This is a genomic window from Amycolatopsis sp. ATCC 39116, assembly GCF_000231075.2.
GTDB classification, from domain to species: domain Bacteria; phylum Actinomycetota; class Actinomycetes; order Mycobacteriales; family Pseudonocardiaceae; genus Amycolatopsis_E; species Amycolatopsis_E tucumanensis.
Map to the genome: position 1 here is coordinate 1 of NZ_AFWY03000001.1, position 14,256 is coordinate 14,256.

At 66.1% G+C, this 14,256-nt stretch carries 19 protein-coding genes and 3 pseudogenes; 5 read left to right on the plus strand and 17 right to left on the minus strand.

Annotated features, from left to right (window positions below; translation table 11 throughout):
• Positions 1-353: 353 nt before the first annotated feature.
• From AMY39116_RS0300005 to AMY39116_RS45105, 15 genes and pseudogenes are all read right to left on the minus strand, one after another.
• The gene (locus AMY39116_RS0300005; protein WP_020415646.1) at positions 354-665 is read right to left on the minus strand and encodes a hypothetical protein; all 312 of its coding nucleotides are present in this window, start codon (positions 663-665) and stop codon (positions 354-356) included.
• An 81-nt stretch (positions 666-746) separates the two neighbouring features.
• Entirely contained in the window at positions 747-1,034 is a 288-nt protein-coding gene (locus tag AMY39116_RS41755) for a carbohydrate ABC transporter permease (protein WP_157358316.1), read from the minus strand.
• An 18-nt stretch (positions 1,035-1,052) separates the two neighbouring features.
• Positions 1,053-1,238 carry an ABC transporter permease subunit gene (locus AMY39116_RS44480; RefSeq protein ID WP_020415648.1) on the minus strand — a complete coding sequence of 62 codons (186 nt, stop codon included), beginning with the start codon at positions 1,236-1,238 and terminating at the stop codon, positions 1,053-1,055.
• Between the two features lie 203 nt (positions 1,239-1,441).
• Positions 1,442-1,693 carry a hypothetical protein gene (locus AMY39116_RS0300020; RefSeq protein ID WP_157358318.1) on the minus strand — a complete coding sequence of 84 codons (252 nt, stop codon included), beginning with the start codon at positions 1,691-1,693 and terminating at the stop codon, positions 1,442-1,444.
• Positions 1,694-1,855: 162 nt separating this feature from the next.
• Positions 1,856-2,332: a MarR family winged helix-turn-helix transcriptional regulator gene (locus AMY39116_RS44485; RefSeq protein WP_020415650.1), complete on the minus strand. Its 477-nt coding sequence runs from the start codon at positions 2,330-2,332 to the stop codon at positions 1,856-1,858.
• Positions 2,333-3,114: 782 nt separating this feature from the next.
• Positions 3,115-3,888 (minus strand): IclR family transcriptional regulator, encoded by a 774-nt coding sequence (locus AMY39116_RS41765; RefSeq protein ID WP_162146015.1) that lies wholly within the window; start codon positions 3,886-3,888, stop codon positions 3,115-3,117.
• 317 nt (positions 3,889-4,205) lie between these two features.
• The gene (locus AMY39116_RS0300035; RefSeq protein ID WP_039791016.1) at positions 4,206-5,087 is read right to left on the minus strand and encodes an IS3 family transposase; all 882 of its coding nucleotides are present in this window, start codon (positions 5,085-5,087) and stop codon (positions 4,206-4,208) included.
• Positions 5,087-5,377 (minus strand): transposase, encoded by a 291-nt coding sequence (locus AMY39116_RS45885; RefSeq protein ID WP_027935500.1) that lies wholly within the window; start codon positions 5,375-5,377, stop codon positions 5,087-5,089. The genes AMY39116_RS0300035 and AMY39116_RS45885 overlap by 1 nt, the downstream gene beginning before the upstream one ends.
• Positions 5,378-5,444: 67 nt before the next feature.
• Positions 5,445-6,133, minus strand: a pseudogene (locus AMY39116_RS47240) (IS5 family transposase); the annotation flags it as partial.
• Between the two features lie 44 nt (positions 6,134-6,177).
• A complete protein-coding gene (locus tag AMY39116_RS41770; RefSeq protein ID WP_020415654.1) occupies positions 6,178-7,389 on the minus strand; it encodes an NAD(P)/FAD-dependent oxidoreductase in 1,212 nt (403 codons plus the stop codon).
• Positions 7,389-7,802 (minus strand): heme-binding protein, encoded by a 414-nt coding sequence (locus tag AMY39116_RS0300050; protein ID WP_020415655.1) that lies wholly within the window; start codon positions 7,800-7,802, stop codon positions 7,389-7,391. Before AMY39116_RS0300050 ends, AMY39116_RS41770 begins: the two co-directional genes overlap by 1 nt.
• Before the next feature lie 28 nt (positions 7,803-7,830).
• Entirely contained in the window at positions 7,831-7,953 is a 123-nt protein-coding gene (locus tag AMY39116_RS47770) for a hypothetical protein (protein WP_255346826.1), read from the minus strand.
• A gap of 65 nt (positions 7,954-8,018) precedes the next feature.
• Positions 8,019-8,489 carry a pyridoxamine 5'-phosphate oxidase family protein gene (locus AMY39116_RS45100; RefSeq protein ID WP_084505964.1) on the minus strand — a complete coding sequence of 157 codons (471 nt, stop codon included), beginning with the start codon at positions 8,487-8,489 and terminating at the stop codon, positions 8,019-8,021.
• Complete coding sequence (locus tag AMY39116_RS0300065; RefSeq protein ID WP_020415658.1) at positions 8,490-8,927, minus strand: DUF1772 domain-containing protein; 438 nt, start codon at positions 8,925-8,927, stop codon at positions 8,490-8,492. It abuts the gene before it with no gap.
• Between the two features lie 102 nt (positions 8,928-9,029).
• Entirely contained in the window at positions 9,030-9,758 is a 729-nt protein-coding gene (locus AMY39116_RS45105) for a transposase (RefSeq protein ID WP_235716020.1), read from the minus strand.
• 367 nt (positions 9,759-10,125) lie between these two features.
• On the opposite strand from AMY39116_RS45105, the gene AMY39116_RS0300070 reads away from it, so the two are divergent.
• Genes AMY39116_RS0300070 through AMY39116_RS46515 form a run of 4 tightly spaced genes read left to right on the plus strand, consistent with a single transcriptional unit; the run spans position 10,126 to position 11,944 of the window.
• Positions 10,126-10,593, plus strand: coding sequence for a hypothetical protein (locus tag AMY39116_RS0300070; RefSeq protein ID WP_157358322.1), 468 nt, complete (start codon positions 10,126-10,128; stop codon positions 10,591-10,593).
• Positions 10,593-10,886, plus strand: coding sequence for a hypothetical protein (locus tag AMY39116_RS0300075; protein WP_020415660.1), 294 nt, complete (start codon positions 10,593-10,595; stop codon positions 10,884-10,886). Before AMY39116_RS0300070 ends, AMY39116_RS0300075 begins: the two co-directional genes overlap by 1 nt.
• 29 nt (positions 10,887-10,915) lie before the next feature.
• Entirely contained in the window at positions 10,916-11,776 is an 861-nt protein-coding gene (locus AMY39116_RS0300080) for an SDR family oxidoreductase (protein WP_039791018.1), read from the plus strand.
• A gap of 27 nt (positions 11,777-11,803) precedes the next feature.
• A complete protein-coding gene (locus AMY39116_RS46515; RefSeq protein WP_162146014.1) occupies positions 11,804-11,944 on the plus strand; it encodes a hypothetical protein in 141 nt (46 codons plus the stop codon).
• Between the two features lie 78 nt (positions 11,945-12,022).
• Here AMY39116_RS46515 and AMY39116_RS47990 read toward each other — a convergent pair.
• A pseudogene (locus AMY39116_RS47990) lies at positions 12,023-12,793 on the minus strand (helix-turn-helix domain-containing protein); the annotation flags it as partial.
• Positions 12,794-13,008: 215 nt separating this feature from the next.
• Here AMY39116_RS47990 and AMY39116_RS0300095 point away from each other — a divergent pair.
• A complete protein-coding gene (locus AMY39116_RS0300095; protein ID WP_020415663.1) occupies positions 13,009-13,344 on the plus strand; it encodes a hypothetical protein in 336 nt (111 codons plus the stop codon).
• Positions 13,345-13,523: 179 nt separating this feature from the next.
• Here AMY39116_RS0300095 and AMY39116_RS44970 read toward each other — a convergent pair.
• A pseudogene (locus AMY39116_RS44970) lies at positions 13,524-14,252 on the minus strand (phosphotransferase).
• Positions 14,253-14,256: the final 4 nt, after the last annotated feature.

Here is a 14,256-nt window from a genome sequence, read left to right on the forward strand (position 1 = left end):
CGGCCGCGCCGCGAAGATCAGGGCGCTGAGGGGAAACGCGCGGACTGGCCGACAGTAATGCGGGCCGGCTCGGCCTACTGTCGCCGGTAACGGCAATCCACCAGCGAAGAAGCAAGCCTCCGTCATGAAAGCAGTCCGCATACATCAGCACGGCGACAGGTCGGTCCTGAAGGTGGAGTCCGCTCCCCTGCCCGTGCCCAGCACCGGCGACGTGCTGGTCCGCGTACACGCCGCGGCCGCCAACCTGGTAGATGCCCTTGACGCCAGGGGATTCACAAGTTCTCCGACCGCCCGTTCGCAAATCCTGGGCTGGGACTTCGCCGGCACGGTCGTCGGCCTGGTGCGGCAGCGACCTAACTCACCGTCGGTGATGTGGTGTACGGACGTCGGCGCTCGACCGGGACGGCACCTACGCCGAGTACCTCGCCGTCGACGCCAGGCGCGATCTGCCGTCCTGTCAAGCCGAGCCCCAGCCGACCGGCGCTGATCTGCCACCGAAGCCGGTCTCTAACCCGTGGCGGTTCAGCCATCGAACCGAACAGCAGCAGCAAGACGGTGACAGCCACCGACGTGAGAAGGGAATTCAGCAGGTAGCGGGCGAACGGGATCTCGGTGAACACCTTGGTGATGACCGTGAGCCACGACGAGAAGGCCCCGGAAATCATCCAACCAGCGGGAAGAGCTGGGCCAACGCAAGCACGCTCGCGAGCACGAACCGGATAACGCCGGACGTTCGCTTTCCGGGCTCACTGGTCGTCGAAGTCGAACCGGCCTCCTCGGATCAAGCGGAACGCGACCGCGGTGAGCGCGACGAGCAGCAGGGCGTACATGGTGGCCATGGCCGAGGCGTAGCCGACGTTTCCGAACTTGAAAGCCTGCTGGTAGATGTAGTAGACGCCGAGGCTGGTCCCGTTGGCCGGACCACCCTGCGTCATGACGTAGATCAGGTCGAACGCCTGCAACCCCGCCAGTCCGGCGATCGTCGACAGCACCAGCACGAAGAACGTCATCGGGCGCAACATCGGCAGGATCACACTGAACACCGTGCGCCATTACCCGACTCCGTCCAACCGTGCGGCCTCGAGAACCTCCGCCGGTATCTCCTGCAACCCGCCCAGCAGAATGATCATGTAGAAGCCGACGAAGAACCAGATGCTCGCCCCGGCAACAACCCACAGCGCGAGGTCCGGATCCTGCACGATCGCCGAGCATGTCGGCATCACGGCGCTCAGCGGCATCCAGCCGAGCGCACGGACGTTCGCCGGCAGGGTCCCAGCTCGGACAAGTCCGCATCACTGAGCGCGAGCAGGACCTCGATATCCATCGGGACAGTTGGGCCAGCATGTCATGAAGCACGGCGATCCCGCCCAGCGCGGGAACCACCGTGCCAGGGTGACACAGACACGTGGGCGGTCCGGCGGCTCGGTCAACCAGGCTGGCACTATCCGATTTCCGGTTGTAGGGGACGGGGCGCCTCTCCAGCCGCCCGGTCCGCCACCATCTCCATGAACTCCGGCCACAGGTCACGCTCCGGCAGGGGCTCGCCACGGCAGCCCGGCCCCAGCAGCGGAGACGGCGCCGACGCGTTGTTCAGCAGCAGCACCTCGCGGCCGGCCGCTCGCAACGCCCAGGCCATCGACACTGTGGGCAGGAACAACCCGGAGCCTGGCAGAGCGGTACACAGAACACGCATGAATTCCCTCATCATCCACTTGGCGGCGAGACCTCAGGCTTGCGGTGCGATCAGATCGCGGTCCGCCTCCGGTGCAGCCTCGGCAGGCCCTGCACAAGGGCGCACCGTCGACACCGGCCAAGGCGTCGGCACATCGGGGGCGAGCGCGGACAAGGTCCGAAATCACTCCTGCCCGTCCCCGGCGAGCATTCGCGTGCGGCGTTGACGCACGGTCTCCGCCAACGGGCTGTCGTCCAGGCATGCACCGAGCACATCGAAGGTCGAGGACAGATCTCGCCCGTCCAGTCGACCGCGCAACCAGGCACGGAAGACCTCTTTGCGTTCCCGGGCAGCGCGGGCGAGCTCCCGGCCGCGGGACGTACACGAGATCTCGATCCGCCGACGGTCATCAGGGGCGGCCTCCCGTTCGAGGAGCCCAGAGGCAACCAGGCGGTCGACCAGTCGGCTCGGATGGCCACCTTCCGCGATCAGCAGGGCACCCAGCTGCCCCAGGGAGAGCGGACCGTAACGGTCGAGCAGTTGCAGCGCCTCGGCTTGGCCCGTGGTGAGCCCCAGCGGCCGCAGCAGGTCGTTGATGCGGCGGTCCGAATCGCGAACCAGTGCCTTGGCCAGCAGGCCGAACTCCTCGATCTCATCCACCGAACCATGATACATGATGTGCGCATATATGCTGTGCGCTATACTACGCGGCGCCCGCCATCGGTCGCGCACCCGAGCCGAGAGCGCATATCGCAGCCCCAGTCAAGAATGAAGCTTCTGACAGTCTGCGGCAATGAGTTTCCAGCGGTAGCCTGCGGATGGTCAGGGAACGCATTCCGCAACCCGAGCGCACAAGGTGGTGCCGTTCCACCCTGGTCCAACGCGATGGCCGCTGATCACGACGACGAACACTCTTGGACCTGCGTGCGCAGAGCCGGTTTGACCATTGTCCATTGATTCCCTGTGTCATCGTACAGAAGCCACACCGACCCGAAGGAGAAGTTCGTGCAAAGCACCGTTCGCGTTCATTCTGACCTCGAGAGCGGTCGGGGACGTTTTCGGCCGGAGAATCGTCTTCCAGGCCGGCCTGGCATTCGCCGGAACGGGAGCCGCCGTCGCACTCAGCGCCAACTCGATCACCATTTTGTGAGCCGGGCAGGCGATCGCGGGAATGGGCGCGGCCGCGCTGTTGCCGTCAACGCTCGCGCCGATCAGCCACGCCGTCCCGGATCATCGGGAGCGAGGCAAGTTCGTAGGACCGGCTACGAGTAGCCGGCAACCGGCCGCCCCATCAACCCTGCAGCCAAAAGTCCTGACGCGCGGGGTTGATGGCGGCGTGCTGGCTTGACTGCCGGGAGGACCTCGGGACGAGTGGGTGTTCCGGCACTCACTTCGTCCTGCTGGTCCTCGTAGTTCACTGGGCGGCCATCCCAGCCACTGGGCTAGAGGATGATGCCACTCAGTTCCTTGGCCGTGCGCATGGTCGCCCCTGCGACCCGCTCGATCCAGCCCTGGTCGGCCCTGGAACGCGGGCCGGTCACCACAACCGCAGCGCACACCTTGCCCTGGCGGTCCTTGACAACCGCTCCGACACCACTGACGTCTTCCTCGCTCTCAGCGTCGTTCGTGGCATAACCGCAGAGCCGCACTTCGGCCAGAGCCTCGCGCAGCGCGGTCAGCGATCCGACCGCCCGCTCGGTGGCCGTCGACAACGTCTCGGCCGGATAGAGTGCTGCCAGTTCCTGGTCCGTCAGCTCGGCCAGAATGGCCTTGCCTGCGGCGGTGGCGTGCGCGGGCAACCGCCAGCCCACTCGCGATCCGGTCTTGAGGATCCGCTCCCCCTCCACGCCCTCGACGTAGAGCACCTCGTTACCGCGCCGGGTGGCCAGGTGCACCGTCTCACCTGTCTCGTCGCGCAGTCGCACGAGAGCGCCGTAGGCCACCGCACGGACGTCCATGTTCTGCACCACGGCCAGCCCGATGTCGACAAGAGCAGGCCCGGCCCGGTAGCCGCGCGAGTGCTCGTCCTGCTCGACGAACTGGTGGTAGTTGAGCGTGGCGAGCATCCGGTGCACCGTCGACCGGGACAACCCCATCTCCCTGCTCACCTGATTCACCCGGAGCAGCTCCCGGCCCTCGAACAGACGCAGCAATTTGAGGACGTTGTCAACAGCGCCGATCAGTCCGGCAGGGCGTGTCTCAGGTTCGGGATCCACGGAGAGCAGGTTACCGCGCATGAGGCAACCCCCGAACCGATGCGAACTGGAGCACGTATTGGGGCACAATGTTCCATATGTTGACACGTAAAGACGTCCGCCGACTCTCAACCGCTGGAGGTGCGGGTGAAAACCGCTCGGCAACCACCCGTGACCAACGATACATGCTGAGCGTATATATATTATATGTGCTATATTCGCATAGCACACGATTGCGGGAGGTGCTGTTATGCCGGATCCCATCAGCATCGGCACGGACAGTCGGGCCGGGCGAGACCTGAGCTTGCCCCCGTTCGCCGGACACTTCGAGTGTGGGGTCAGTGATCTTGGCCTGACTCCGTGTGCAGGGCTTCAAACGTGACGGGGCTGTGCATTCCGATTTTGGAATGTCTCCGTTTCGGATTATACCAGCATTCTATCCATTCGAAGATGGCATTGGCAAGTTCCTCGCGGGTTTTCCATTGATTGGAGTCGAGGAGGTCGAGTTGCAGGGTGCCCCAGAAGGATTCCATCATGGAATTGTCGTAGCAGTCGCCGACGGTGCCCATCGAGGCGAGCAGGCCGGCTGATCGGAGTCGCTGACCAAACGCCCAGGACGTGTATTGCGCGCCGTGGTCGGAATGCAGGATTGTGGTTCCGGTTTCGGGGTTTCGGCGGAAAATGGCCATGCCGAGTGCGTCGGTGACCAGTTCGGAGCGCATGTGGTCGGCGATCGACCAGCCGATGATGAGCCGGGAATAGGCGTCCATCACTGCCGCGCAGCACACCTTCCCGTCCTCGGTGGGGTGCTCGGTGATGTCGGTGATCCACAGGCAGTTTGGCTGGTCCACCGTGAAGTTGCGGTTGACCAGGTCAGAGGCCCGTTCTGCGGCGGGGTCGCGCACGGTGCAGCCTCGTCGGCGGCGCCGGTAGAGGCCCTGGATGCCGGCCTGCCGCATGAGTCGTGCGACCCGTTTGTGGTTGACCGGCAGGCCCAGCCCGAGCGTGAGCTCGGCGTGCGCCCGCGGCCAACCATAGGTGCCGCGCGACTCGGCGTGAATGGACCGGATGTGCTTGAGTAACAATTCGTTCTCCTCGTCACGAGCAGCGGGCGGCCGCGTGTGCCACTCGTGATAGCCGGAACGGGAAACCTTCAACACCCGGCAGGCCACCGCGACATCAATACCGTCGTCGGCTAACTCGCGGACCAGCGGGTAGATTACTTTGGGAGGATGTTTTCCCGGGCGAAATAGGCCGCTGCCCGTTTGAGGATCTCGTTCTCCAGCTCGAGCTGCCGGTTCTTCTTCCGCAGCTCGGCCAGTTCCTTCTTCTCCGCACTGGTCAGCCGCGCCGAACTACCGTTCTCATCGGCGTCCGCCTGGGCCATCCAGTTCCGCAGACACGACTCGCTGATGCCCAGGTCCTTCGCCAGCGCGGCGACCGGTTTGTCGCCCAGACGGGCCAACTCGACGGCGCGCTGACGGAACTCAGGCGGGTGTGGTGCAGGCACCGCAACATCCTCCCCGGTGACCGACGCTCACCTCAGGTCAGGTGTCCGGGCCACGGGGCCAAGCTCAGTTGCGGCGTTTGTAGGCAGCGCGGTCGAAGGCCGGTGGGCGTCCACCGGCCCGGCCGCGGCGCCGCCGGTTGGCCTGCTGGTCCCGTCGTTCGGGAATGGTCGCCGGGATGCGCCGTCGGCGCAGGTAAGAGCGGATGGCGCGGCTGGAGTAGCCCTTGTCGGCCAGGAACCCTGCTCGGCCGGGTCGGCGGACGGCCTGGGCCTGGCCGGTGGAACTCGATGCCCGCCATGACCTGCGTGAACATGGCGCAGTCGTTGACGTTGCCGCCGGCCAACAGGATCGACAAGGGCCGTCCGTGGCCGTCGCAGGCGAGATGGATCTTGGTGGTTGGTCCGCCGCGGGACCGGCCCATGGCATGATCATGTGCTTCGCTGTGTCCGCCGCACGAGAGCGCTTCCCCCTGTGTGGGACGCAGTCATGCGGCGGGCGCCGGCAGCGTGCTGATGCGCCCACACGATGCTGGAATCGACCGAAACTTCGCGGTCGAGTTCGTCAATCGCCTCGGCAATCACACGAACCCGTGCCACCAACGCGGACAGAGTGCCGGTACGTGACCAGCGCCAGAACCGGTTGTAGACCGTCTTCCACGGCCCATACCGCCCCGGCAAGTCACGCCAAGCCACCCCGGTCTTGGCCTTGAACAACATCCCATTGATCACCCGGCGGTCATCGACCCGCGGACGTCCCTTCGTCCCCGACACCGGTAGCAATGGCTCTTTGAGGACGCGCCCTAAGCGCGTTCCAGTCGCGAACCGGGCTCGATCGGGAACGTACCGACAATGCTCGCAGGAGCGGAAAGAAGCTGACGCATCGTGCCCAAGTCAGCTTTCGCGGCGCGCAAGAATCCTTCGAACTGCTTGATCTCCTCGGGCACCATCATCGAGCCCTTGTAACGCGTTGCGTACGGCGAGGTCTTTTTGAGGAAGATTTGGCGTCGCTCCTCGGCATACCAATCCAGGACCCGCTCGTCCCGCACACCTTCGAAGGTGGAGATGAGTGCCAGTCCGAGCGCGTTCGCATCGTATATTCCCCCGAGCAGGCCGAAGCCTCCGGATGGATTGTTGACATGCGCGGCGTCACCGGCGAGCAGCACCCGACCGACGCGGAACGTCGGCGCGCAGCGCTCGTGCACCTGATACGAATTCATCGCAACGATCTCGTACGGTTGGTCCGGATCGGGCAAGATGCGCCTGAAGTGCTCCTCGACCCGGTCGCTCACCGTTTCCCTCGGCAAGCTCGCGGCCTCGCCATAAGTCACGCGCCAGAGGTTGTCGTGTCCGTACTGGATGATGAACGCCCAGTCGACCGGGTCGCGCACGAAGACCGAGGGCGCGTAGCCATGCGCCGCGAAGTCGTACCGGATGTTCGTCGCCACGAAACGATCTGGCCAGGTACGGCCCTCGAATGCAAGACCCAGCAGCTTTCGCACAGTGCTGTGCGAGCCGTCAGCGCCGACGAGGTAGCTGCTGCGGAACTTCGTGCGATCGCTCTCGGTTTCGGCGGTGATGACAACCTCGTTGGGTGTCTGCTCGAGCCCGACCACCTCGGTGCCCCAGCGTACGTCTACGGTCTCCTGCGTGCTGAGATGCTCGACGATGATCTGAGCGAGCGTGTCCTGACCAAGCCCGATATCGAAGGGGCGGCGCCCCTTCTCGTCGGCGGGTAGGCAATCGAGCGTTAGCCTGTCCACGGCGCCTGTGGCCGCACTTCGAAACGCAAGCTCGGTCTTGACCACGCCCGCGGCGATCGCGTCATCGAGCACGCCGATGTCCTCGAGTACCAGCGGGCTCGGCCACTGGTAGCCCAGAGCGCGCGGCGCCGTCGAGACGCTCTCAAGCCGGTCGAGGACGAGAACGCGGACGCCCGAACGCCCGAGCTTGAGCGCCGTGATGAGCCCTACCGGCCCGCCACCGGCGACGATGACGTCGTACTTGTCCCCCATCAAGACGCGTTTTCCAGGAGGGCGGCAATGCCCGCTTCGGCGATCTGGACGTCCAGGTGCGGCGGTCCGCCGGCAACGCCGACAGCGCCCACCAGCTGTCCATCGACGAGAACAGGCAGACCGCCGGCCACGGTGCTGACCAGAGGAATGCTCATCACGCCGATCTGATCGCCGTTCGCGTTCTGAGCCCAAAACTCGGTTGCATAGCCGTTGGTCGCAGCCGACCGCGCCTTGGCGAGAGCCGCGTCGGGCGTCCCGAGTCCAGCCCCCTCCAACCGCGAAACCTGGAGGACGTACGAAGTCTGATCGACGACTGCGATCGCGACCCCGAGACCGCTGGACGTGGCGAACTGCTCGCCCGCCGCGATAATCGCGCGGGCGTCATCGAGAGTGAGGGACCGAATTGACCTCATTAGTCTTCCTTCCGGCGTGTCTTTCCTACTAGTCGTTGCTGCGGTAGGCCGTGTGGGCGTACGGGTGGTACGGCGCGGGCTGCAGGGTCGCCTCGATGCGGGGTGAACCGCTCTTCAACGGCGTTGTCGACGCCTTCGGCAGGGTGCTCACCCCGAACGAAGCCACCTTTGTGCCGGTTCTTCGGCCGACGACAACGTCGCAAGGGCGCATGCCGGTCATGCTCCGGCCATCGGACGAGAAGTCGAGGATCCTGCGCCACAGGAGCCGCACGCGGTTGTCGGTCCAGAGGGCCGAAACCGGGTCGATCCGGAAGAAGACCTGCTGGGTGTAGTCGCGGGATTCTTCACGTTGTCGTACATCGCGATGTCAGCGAGCCATGACGTCGCCCAGCCCTTGACCTGGAGTGAGTACACCTGGAAACGCTCCTCGTAGCTGCCGAGGTGGGTCACCGCGTAGCTGACGCGGGGATTCTCCAGCATTTCGGCGTACTTCCGGTTGTAGGTGAAGGTGTGCATGTACACCGAGAACCCGTCGGAAGCGATGTGCATGGTCGAGGCGGCCGGCGAACCGTCGCCGTCGATCGTCGCCAGCGTCCCGATCTCCTCGTCGTGAAGCAGGCCGGCCACTGCCACCGAGACCTCGTCAAGAGAAGGCTCTCGCACTCGCTTTCCCTTCCAATCGATCACCTAGGACACTGTCGCAGCCACAAACAGCGCCAGGCTGGCGATGGCCACCCCCGCCCGGACGATGTGCAGCCACGACCAGCGAACGAAGAGCGTCGCAGCGTGCTCCGGAGGAGTGCCCTCGGGCAGTCGGCGGAACTTGGAGTTGATGGGCTCCAGCAGCACGATCGAACCAACGACGATCAGCGCGACCCCCGCGAACCCGAGCCAGGTAAGGACGCGCGCGGCACCATCGTGCCGCAGCGCGTACATGCCGCCCAGTGCGAGGATCACCACCGCGACGATCGGCATCGTGGGATCCATCCGCTTCAGCGATCTGCGGAAATCCACGGCACGAGACACGAGGTCGAGACGACGCCAGACCGGGATCCGCTCCCAGGCGATCGTCGTGACGGCGCCGGTCCAGATCCCGCAGATGGTGAGGAGAGCGATCTCAAGCATGCCATCTCCATCAATGTAGCACGATAGCGAACAGTGAACCGTATCGTGCGACGAGCTGCAAGAGGGACGGGGCGACAACTCCGCGGACACCTAGCTTGAGTTTTAACCGGTTCGGCGAGGCCATGGGTTGCTCGATTTGGTGTTCTTGCTGTGCTTGGGTTTTCGTGTGTTCGTGCTGGTGACAGTGTGGACGTCATGGCGTGACGCGGGTCGGTGATTGGGTGTTCCGGCCGGACGTCCGGGGCCGGGCCGCGAGGGTTTCGGGACGCCGGCGGGGCAGGCGAGTTGTGGACGCAGGTTCCGAAACCCCCGGCGGACCCTGGCCGGGGTGAGTCGCTTGGCTTGTCGGGGTTTCTCCCAAGGACGGCGCAAGTCCGCTGTGAGGTCACGGGCGAGGCGCAGTTGGGTGTAGGCGGTGAGCAGCAGCCAGGTCCAGCGGTCGGCCGCTTCGGGTGAGCGAAGTTTTGGGGTGGTCCGGCCGAGGGTTTGCTTGAGCATGCGGAAGGTGTGCTCGATGTCGAACCGGCGCAGGAACGCCTGCCAGACCAGATCAACCTCGGTGTGGTCCAGACCGATGCGGGAGTGCCAAAGCCACACGGGTTTCGGGATCGCCCCGGAGGGCAGCCGCTGAACTTCGAGCCGAATCACAGTGCCCTCGATGATCGGCAGAGTGCCGTCGTGGCCGGCCCAGGCGATGCGGTGGGTCAGCCGTGGATGCAGCCGATCCCACGCTCGAACCAGGGCGGGTCCATAGAGCCGGGTCGTGGTTTCGGTGACGAGGTCGGGATGCCCCCAGGTGGCCTCCGCCGCCCGGAATCCTGGTTTCCACACCTGACGAAGGACGGCTCGCCGGTTCCGCGGGGATGGCGCCAATGGTCGCGGAGAAGCTGCACGGTGACGTCCGGCCGCTGTTGGAAGCCCGACGAGAATCTTGGCCGTCATGTGCGTCCCGCTGGGACCGCGGTGGCTGAGAAAGGGGACATCTCGCTACACTGCGGTGTGTCACGATGTCGAACAGCGGCCCGAGTTATGCAACTAGGGAGACGTCAGTTCGAGGGCTTGCCATAGACCCGGCGACCTGCTCTCAAAACGTGCGCTCGGACAGAGCCGGCCAGAGAACCCACATGAGCGAATTACATGCTGTGCGTATATATGCCGTGTTATATATTTGCTAAGCACACAAATTTGAGAGGTCGCCATGTCGAACGCCATCCGACCGTCGTCGTCAGCGGCGCGAACAGCCGCACCGGACCAGATGTCCCGGCCCGGCTCAACGGGCAGCACCTCCGGGTCGTCGCACTCGTCCGGGGACCGGGAGGACCTGCCGGCCGACGAGGTCATCGTCGGCTGGACGCAATCGCCGCGCGCCCTCGACGTGCTCGCGGAAGCTTCGGCGGTCGTTCACCTCAGCGGGGTGTTCGCGGCGCGGGACTGGGAGACCTACGAGGCCGGCAATGTCGCGACCACGCGCCTGATTGTCGGCGCGGTCAGCCCGACTACTCGGCTCGTCTACCTGTCGTACCTAGGTGCCGACCCGGCCGACGACAAGTGGTACGTCAGGTCGAAGGGGCAGGCCGAGGATCTGGTCCCGACAGTCCGGGACAGCGTGACTTCCGGATCGACGCGATCGCGGGCGGACACAGCGCCCCGTGCCCGTTCGAGCTGATGTTCAAGCAAACGGACCCCGAGGCTCCCGTCCGGGTCTTCGCCAGCCCCTCACGCCGGTTCCGGCCGATCCACTCCACCGATGTCGCCGACGCGATCGTCAACGGCCGGACAGTGCCGAACCAGCAGATCGAGCTCGATCCGGCAGCGATGGCCGGGTCGCCCGCAACCGTCGTCGACCTTCTCATCAGCCCCGCGCCACGGTCCAGTCCGGACGCGGTCGCCAAGGCCTTCGAGCTGTCTCTCACCCGGACCGAGATCACTTGGCCGGGCACGCACACCCTGCATTCCTGACCACATCGTGTCAAACAGAAGGATCGATCATGACCATCGTCGTCACCGGAGCCACGGGAAACCTCGGCCGTCTCGTCATCGATGCGCTACTGGAACGTGGTGCCGCGGCCTCAGAAATCATCGCACCCGTGCGTAGCCCGGAGAAAGCCACGGACCTCGCCACCCCTGGTGTTCTGGTGCGCGAAGCCGATTACCGCAAGCCCGCCACGCTCGCGGGAGCGTTCGCCGGCGCCGACAAGCTGCTGCTGATCTCGTCCAGCGCGGTCGGACAGCGAGTCGACCAGCACCGGAACGTGATCGACGCCGCGAAGACCGCCGGCATCGGCCTGATCACCTACACGAGCATGCTTCGCGCGCAGTCATCGCCCATGGCGCTGGCCGTTGAGCACAAGACGACCGAGCAGCTGATCGAACGCTCCGGGCTGCCGTTCGTCTTCCTCCGGAACGGCTGGTACCTGGAGAACTACACCGAGAACCTGGGTCCGGCCATGAAGACCAACGTCATCTTCGGCAGCGCGGGCAACGGCCGCGTCGCCGGCGCGGCGCGGGCCGACTACGCAGCCGCCGCGGCCGCAGTGCTCCTGGAAGACGGACACGAGAACCGGACGTACGAACTCGGCGGGGACGAACCGTTCACCCTGGCCGAACTCGCCGCCGAGGTGTCACGCCAGAGCGGCACGCACATCGCCTACCAGGACCTGCCGCCGGTCGAATACACAAAGCTCCTCGTCGACGCGGGCGTGCCGGAGGCGAAAGCGGAAATGCTCACCGACTCCGACCTCAACACAGCTCTGGGCCACCTCGACACCAGCAGCCGGGACCTCAGCCGTCTGATCGGCCGGCCGACCACCCCACTGGCCGACGTTGTAGCCGCAGCGCTCAACGCCTGACCTTTCTGTGATGCAGCGGCACCGTCCGTGTTCCGTGCTGTCGCGTTGCGCCGTCCGCGGCCGGCCCGGCCGGCGAACACGCCGGTGCAGGTCCAGGTGAGCCACCGTCTGGTCGCCGCGTTCTGCGGCAGCCTGCACGGCTCGCTCGGCGACGGCGTCTCCGCCTGAGGTCGACGCACCACCGGTCGGTCGGCCGGTCAGGAAGTCAAGAGCGACCGCTGGTACCGGGCCGAGTGTCCGGCCGACCAGCGCCGTGAAGTTCTCGATGAACGCGCTCGGATTCGTCCACCCGCACGCCATCGCGGTGTCGGTCACCGGTGTGCCGTCGGCGAGCATCAGCAACGCGCGGCGGATGGGCAGCTGGGTCCACCAGCGGGGGAAACTCATGCCTGTTTCCGCGAGGAACAATCCTGACCTACATCGTGTGGCGCTCGCCGGACACGGCGCACACCGCGCACGTGTCAACCATGGCACAGGGTTTCGGCTACCTGCTCGCCGGTCTCGGCCCCATCGGGCTCGGCGCCCTGCACTCCGCCACCGGCGGGTGGACCGTCCCGCTCGCCGCGCTCGGCGGCCTGCTCGTGCTGCAACTCGACGCCGAGACTTCCGCAAGCAAGGAACGCCACGTTCTCGCGGCCGGCACCAGACGCGCACGGCGAGGCAAGCCGTCATCCGCATCGCCCGTTGACCTCGAGGTCGTAGAGATCCACTGCGCCCAGGCGATGAGAGACAGGTACTCGGCTTCCTGCCGGACGCGGGCCGTCGGCCCGCTCGAGAATCCCGTCGATCTCCGCCGCGGGGAGGACGGCGGCACCGTCGTCGTCGACCCACCGCGAGGTCACCGGAGTGGATCTCCATGCCACCGATGGTGACCGGGACACCCAGCAACCAGGGGAAGTCTTTGCCGGTGTGGACCGGCGCGCGGCTGTGCGGCCCCGCCTTCACCGTGACGGGCGCGGGAGGTGACAACCTCGCGCTGCACAACACCGTCCTGCGGGCGCCGGCCGGATCGGCCATCTTCTCGCGCAACAACGCGCTTCCGGGCGCCCGCCGGTCGAGTGGCACCGGGCCACGTCGATCACAGGTTTTCCTTTCTCATCTGCAGTGAGTGGTAGCCATGACGTGCCCGCGCGGCCCGCAAGGTGCTCCCGGCCCCGCACCTCGCGACATCGCCTGTTCACGGGGGACCAGGCCGAAGGATACGGCTTCGTGCCCTGCAGGCAGGCGATGCGGTGACGGGTCCCGTGGGCAGCGTTGGGGTTACTGGTGGCTTTGCTGGCGGCGAAGGCGACCCCGCGCAGTTCCTGGATGTCGGCGAAGGTACGGAACTCGGGGGTTCCGGTGATGTCGTCGTCGCCGTAGGCGGCGAGGAAGGCCTTGTAGTCGGCATCGGTGAGGCGGGCGAAGTCGGTGTAGTCGACGGCGATTTGCACGAGGTCACATTGTTTGGGGCCGATCGAGAACGCTTCGAGGTCGAGCAGAATCGGCTGGCCGTCGTCGGGGACGGGGACGTTGCCTTGCCAGGCGTCTCCGTACAGGACGAACCGGCCCTCGGTCGTTTCGAGTAGGCGGTAGCCGGCTTGGAGTTGGTCGAGCCGTTGCAGGAGCCATTCGCAGTCGTCGGCGTTGATGCTAGTCGCTGCGTGGATGCGAGGAGCGATGACAGCGAACGGGTTCTGCAGCGGGAGTTCTGGGCGGGTTGGGACGTCCAGGCTGTGTACGGCTTTGGGTACGGTGGCGAGTTCGGCTAAAGGCCCCGGTCTCCGTTCTGACCTATGCGCATGAGGAACAGGCTCTTCAGGACGGCGAGCCCGCGGGCGCGCCGGATCGTCGCCTCGTCCGCGAGGGCGTACCGGTCGAAGAACCGTGCGGCGGCACCGCGGGGAAGGATCACCCACGCGGCCGCGAGGTCCCAGGCCGGGTCGCCGGCGAACAGGTCACCGAAGTCGATCACCCCCGCCAGCGTTCCGTCCGCGACGACGACGTTCGCGGGGTGGAGGTCGCCGTGCACCCAGACCTGCGGCCCCTGCCGCGCGGGCGCCGCGACGGCGTCCTCTCAGGCGGCCCAGGCTTCGCCGGTGATGTCGCCCGGCGCGACGGCTTGCACGAATTCGTCGAAGCCGTCCGTGTACTCCTTCGGATGACCGCCGCGGTCCGGTGCATCGTCGGGGGCCTCGACATGCAGTGTCCTGAGGAAGCCCGCGGCCGTACCGGCCGCGTGGTCGCCACGGCAGATCGAGCTGGAGTCCAGGGGCTCGCCGGGAACCCACGTCATGACGGTGCACGGCTTCGGAAAGCGCGGGGACGGTTCACCGGTTCGCACCGGGACCGGAACCGGCAGCGGAAGGCGCGGAGCCAGGACGGGCAGCCACCGCCGCTCCTTCCGCAGGAGATCCGGAGCGCCTTCGGTACGCGGCACGCGAACAGGCAGCTCGTCCCCGAGGCGCCACTGCTGGTTGCCCCAGCCGCCCGCCACCTCA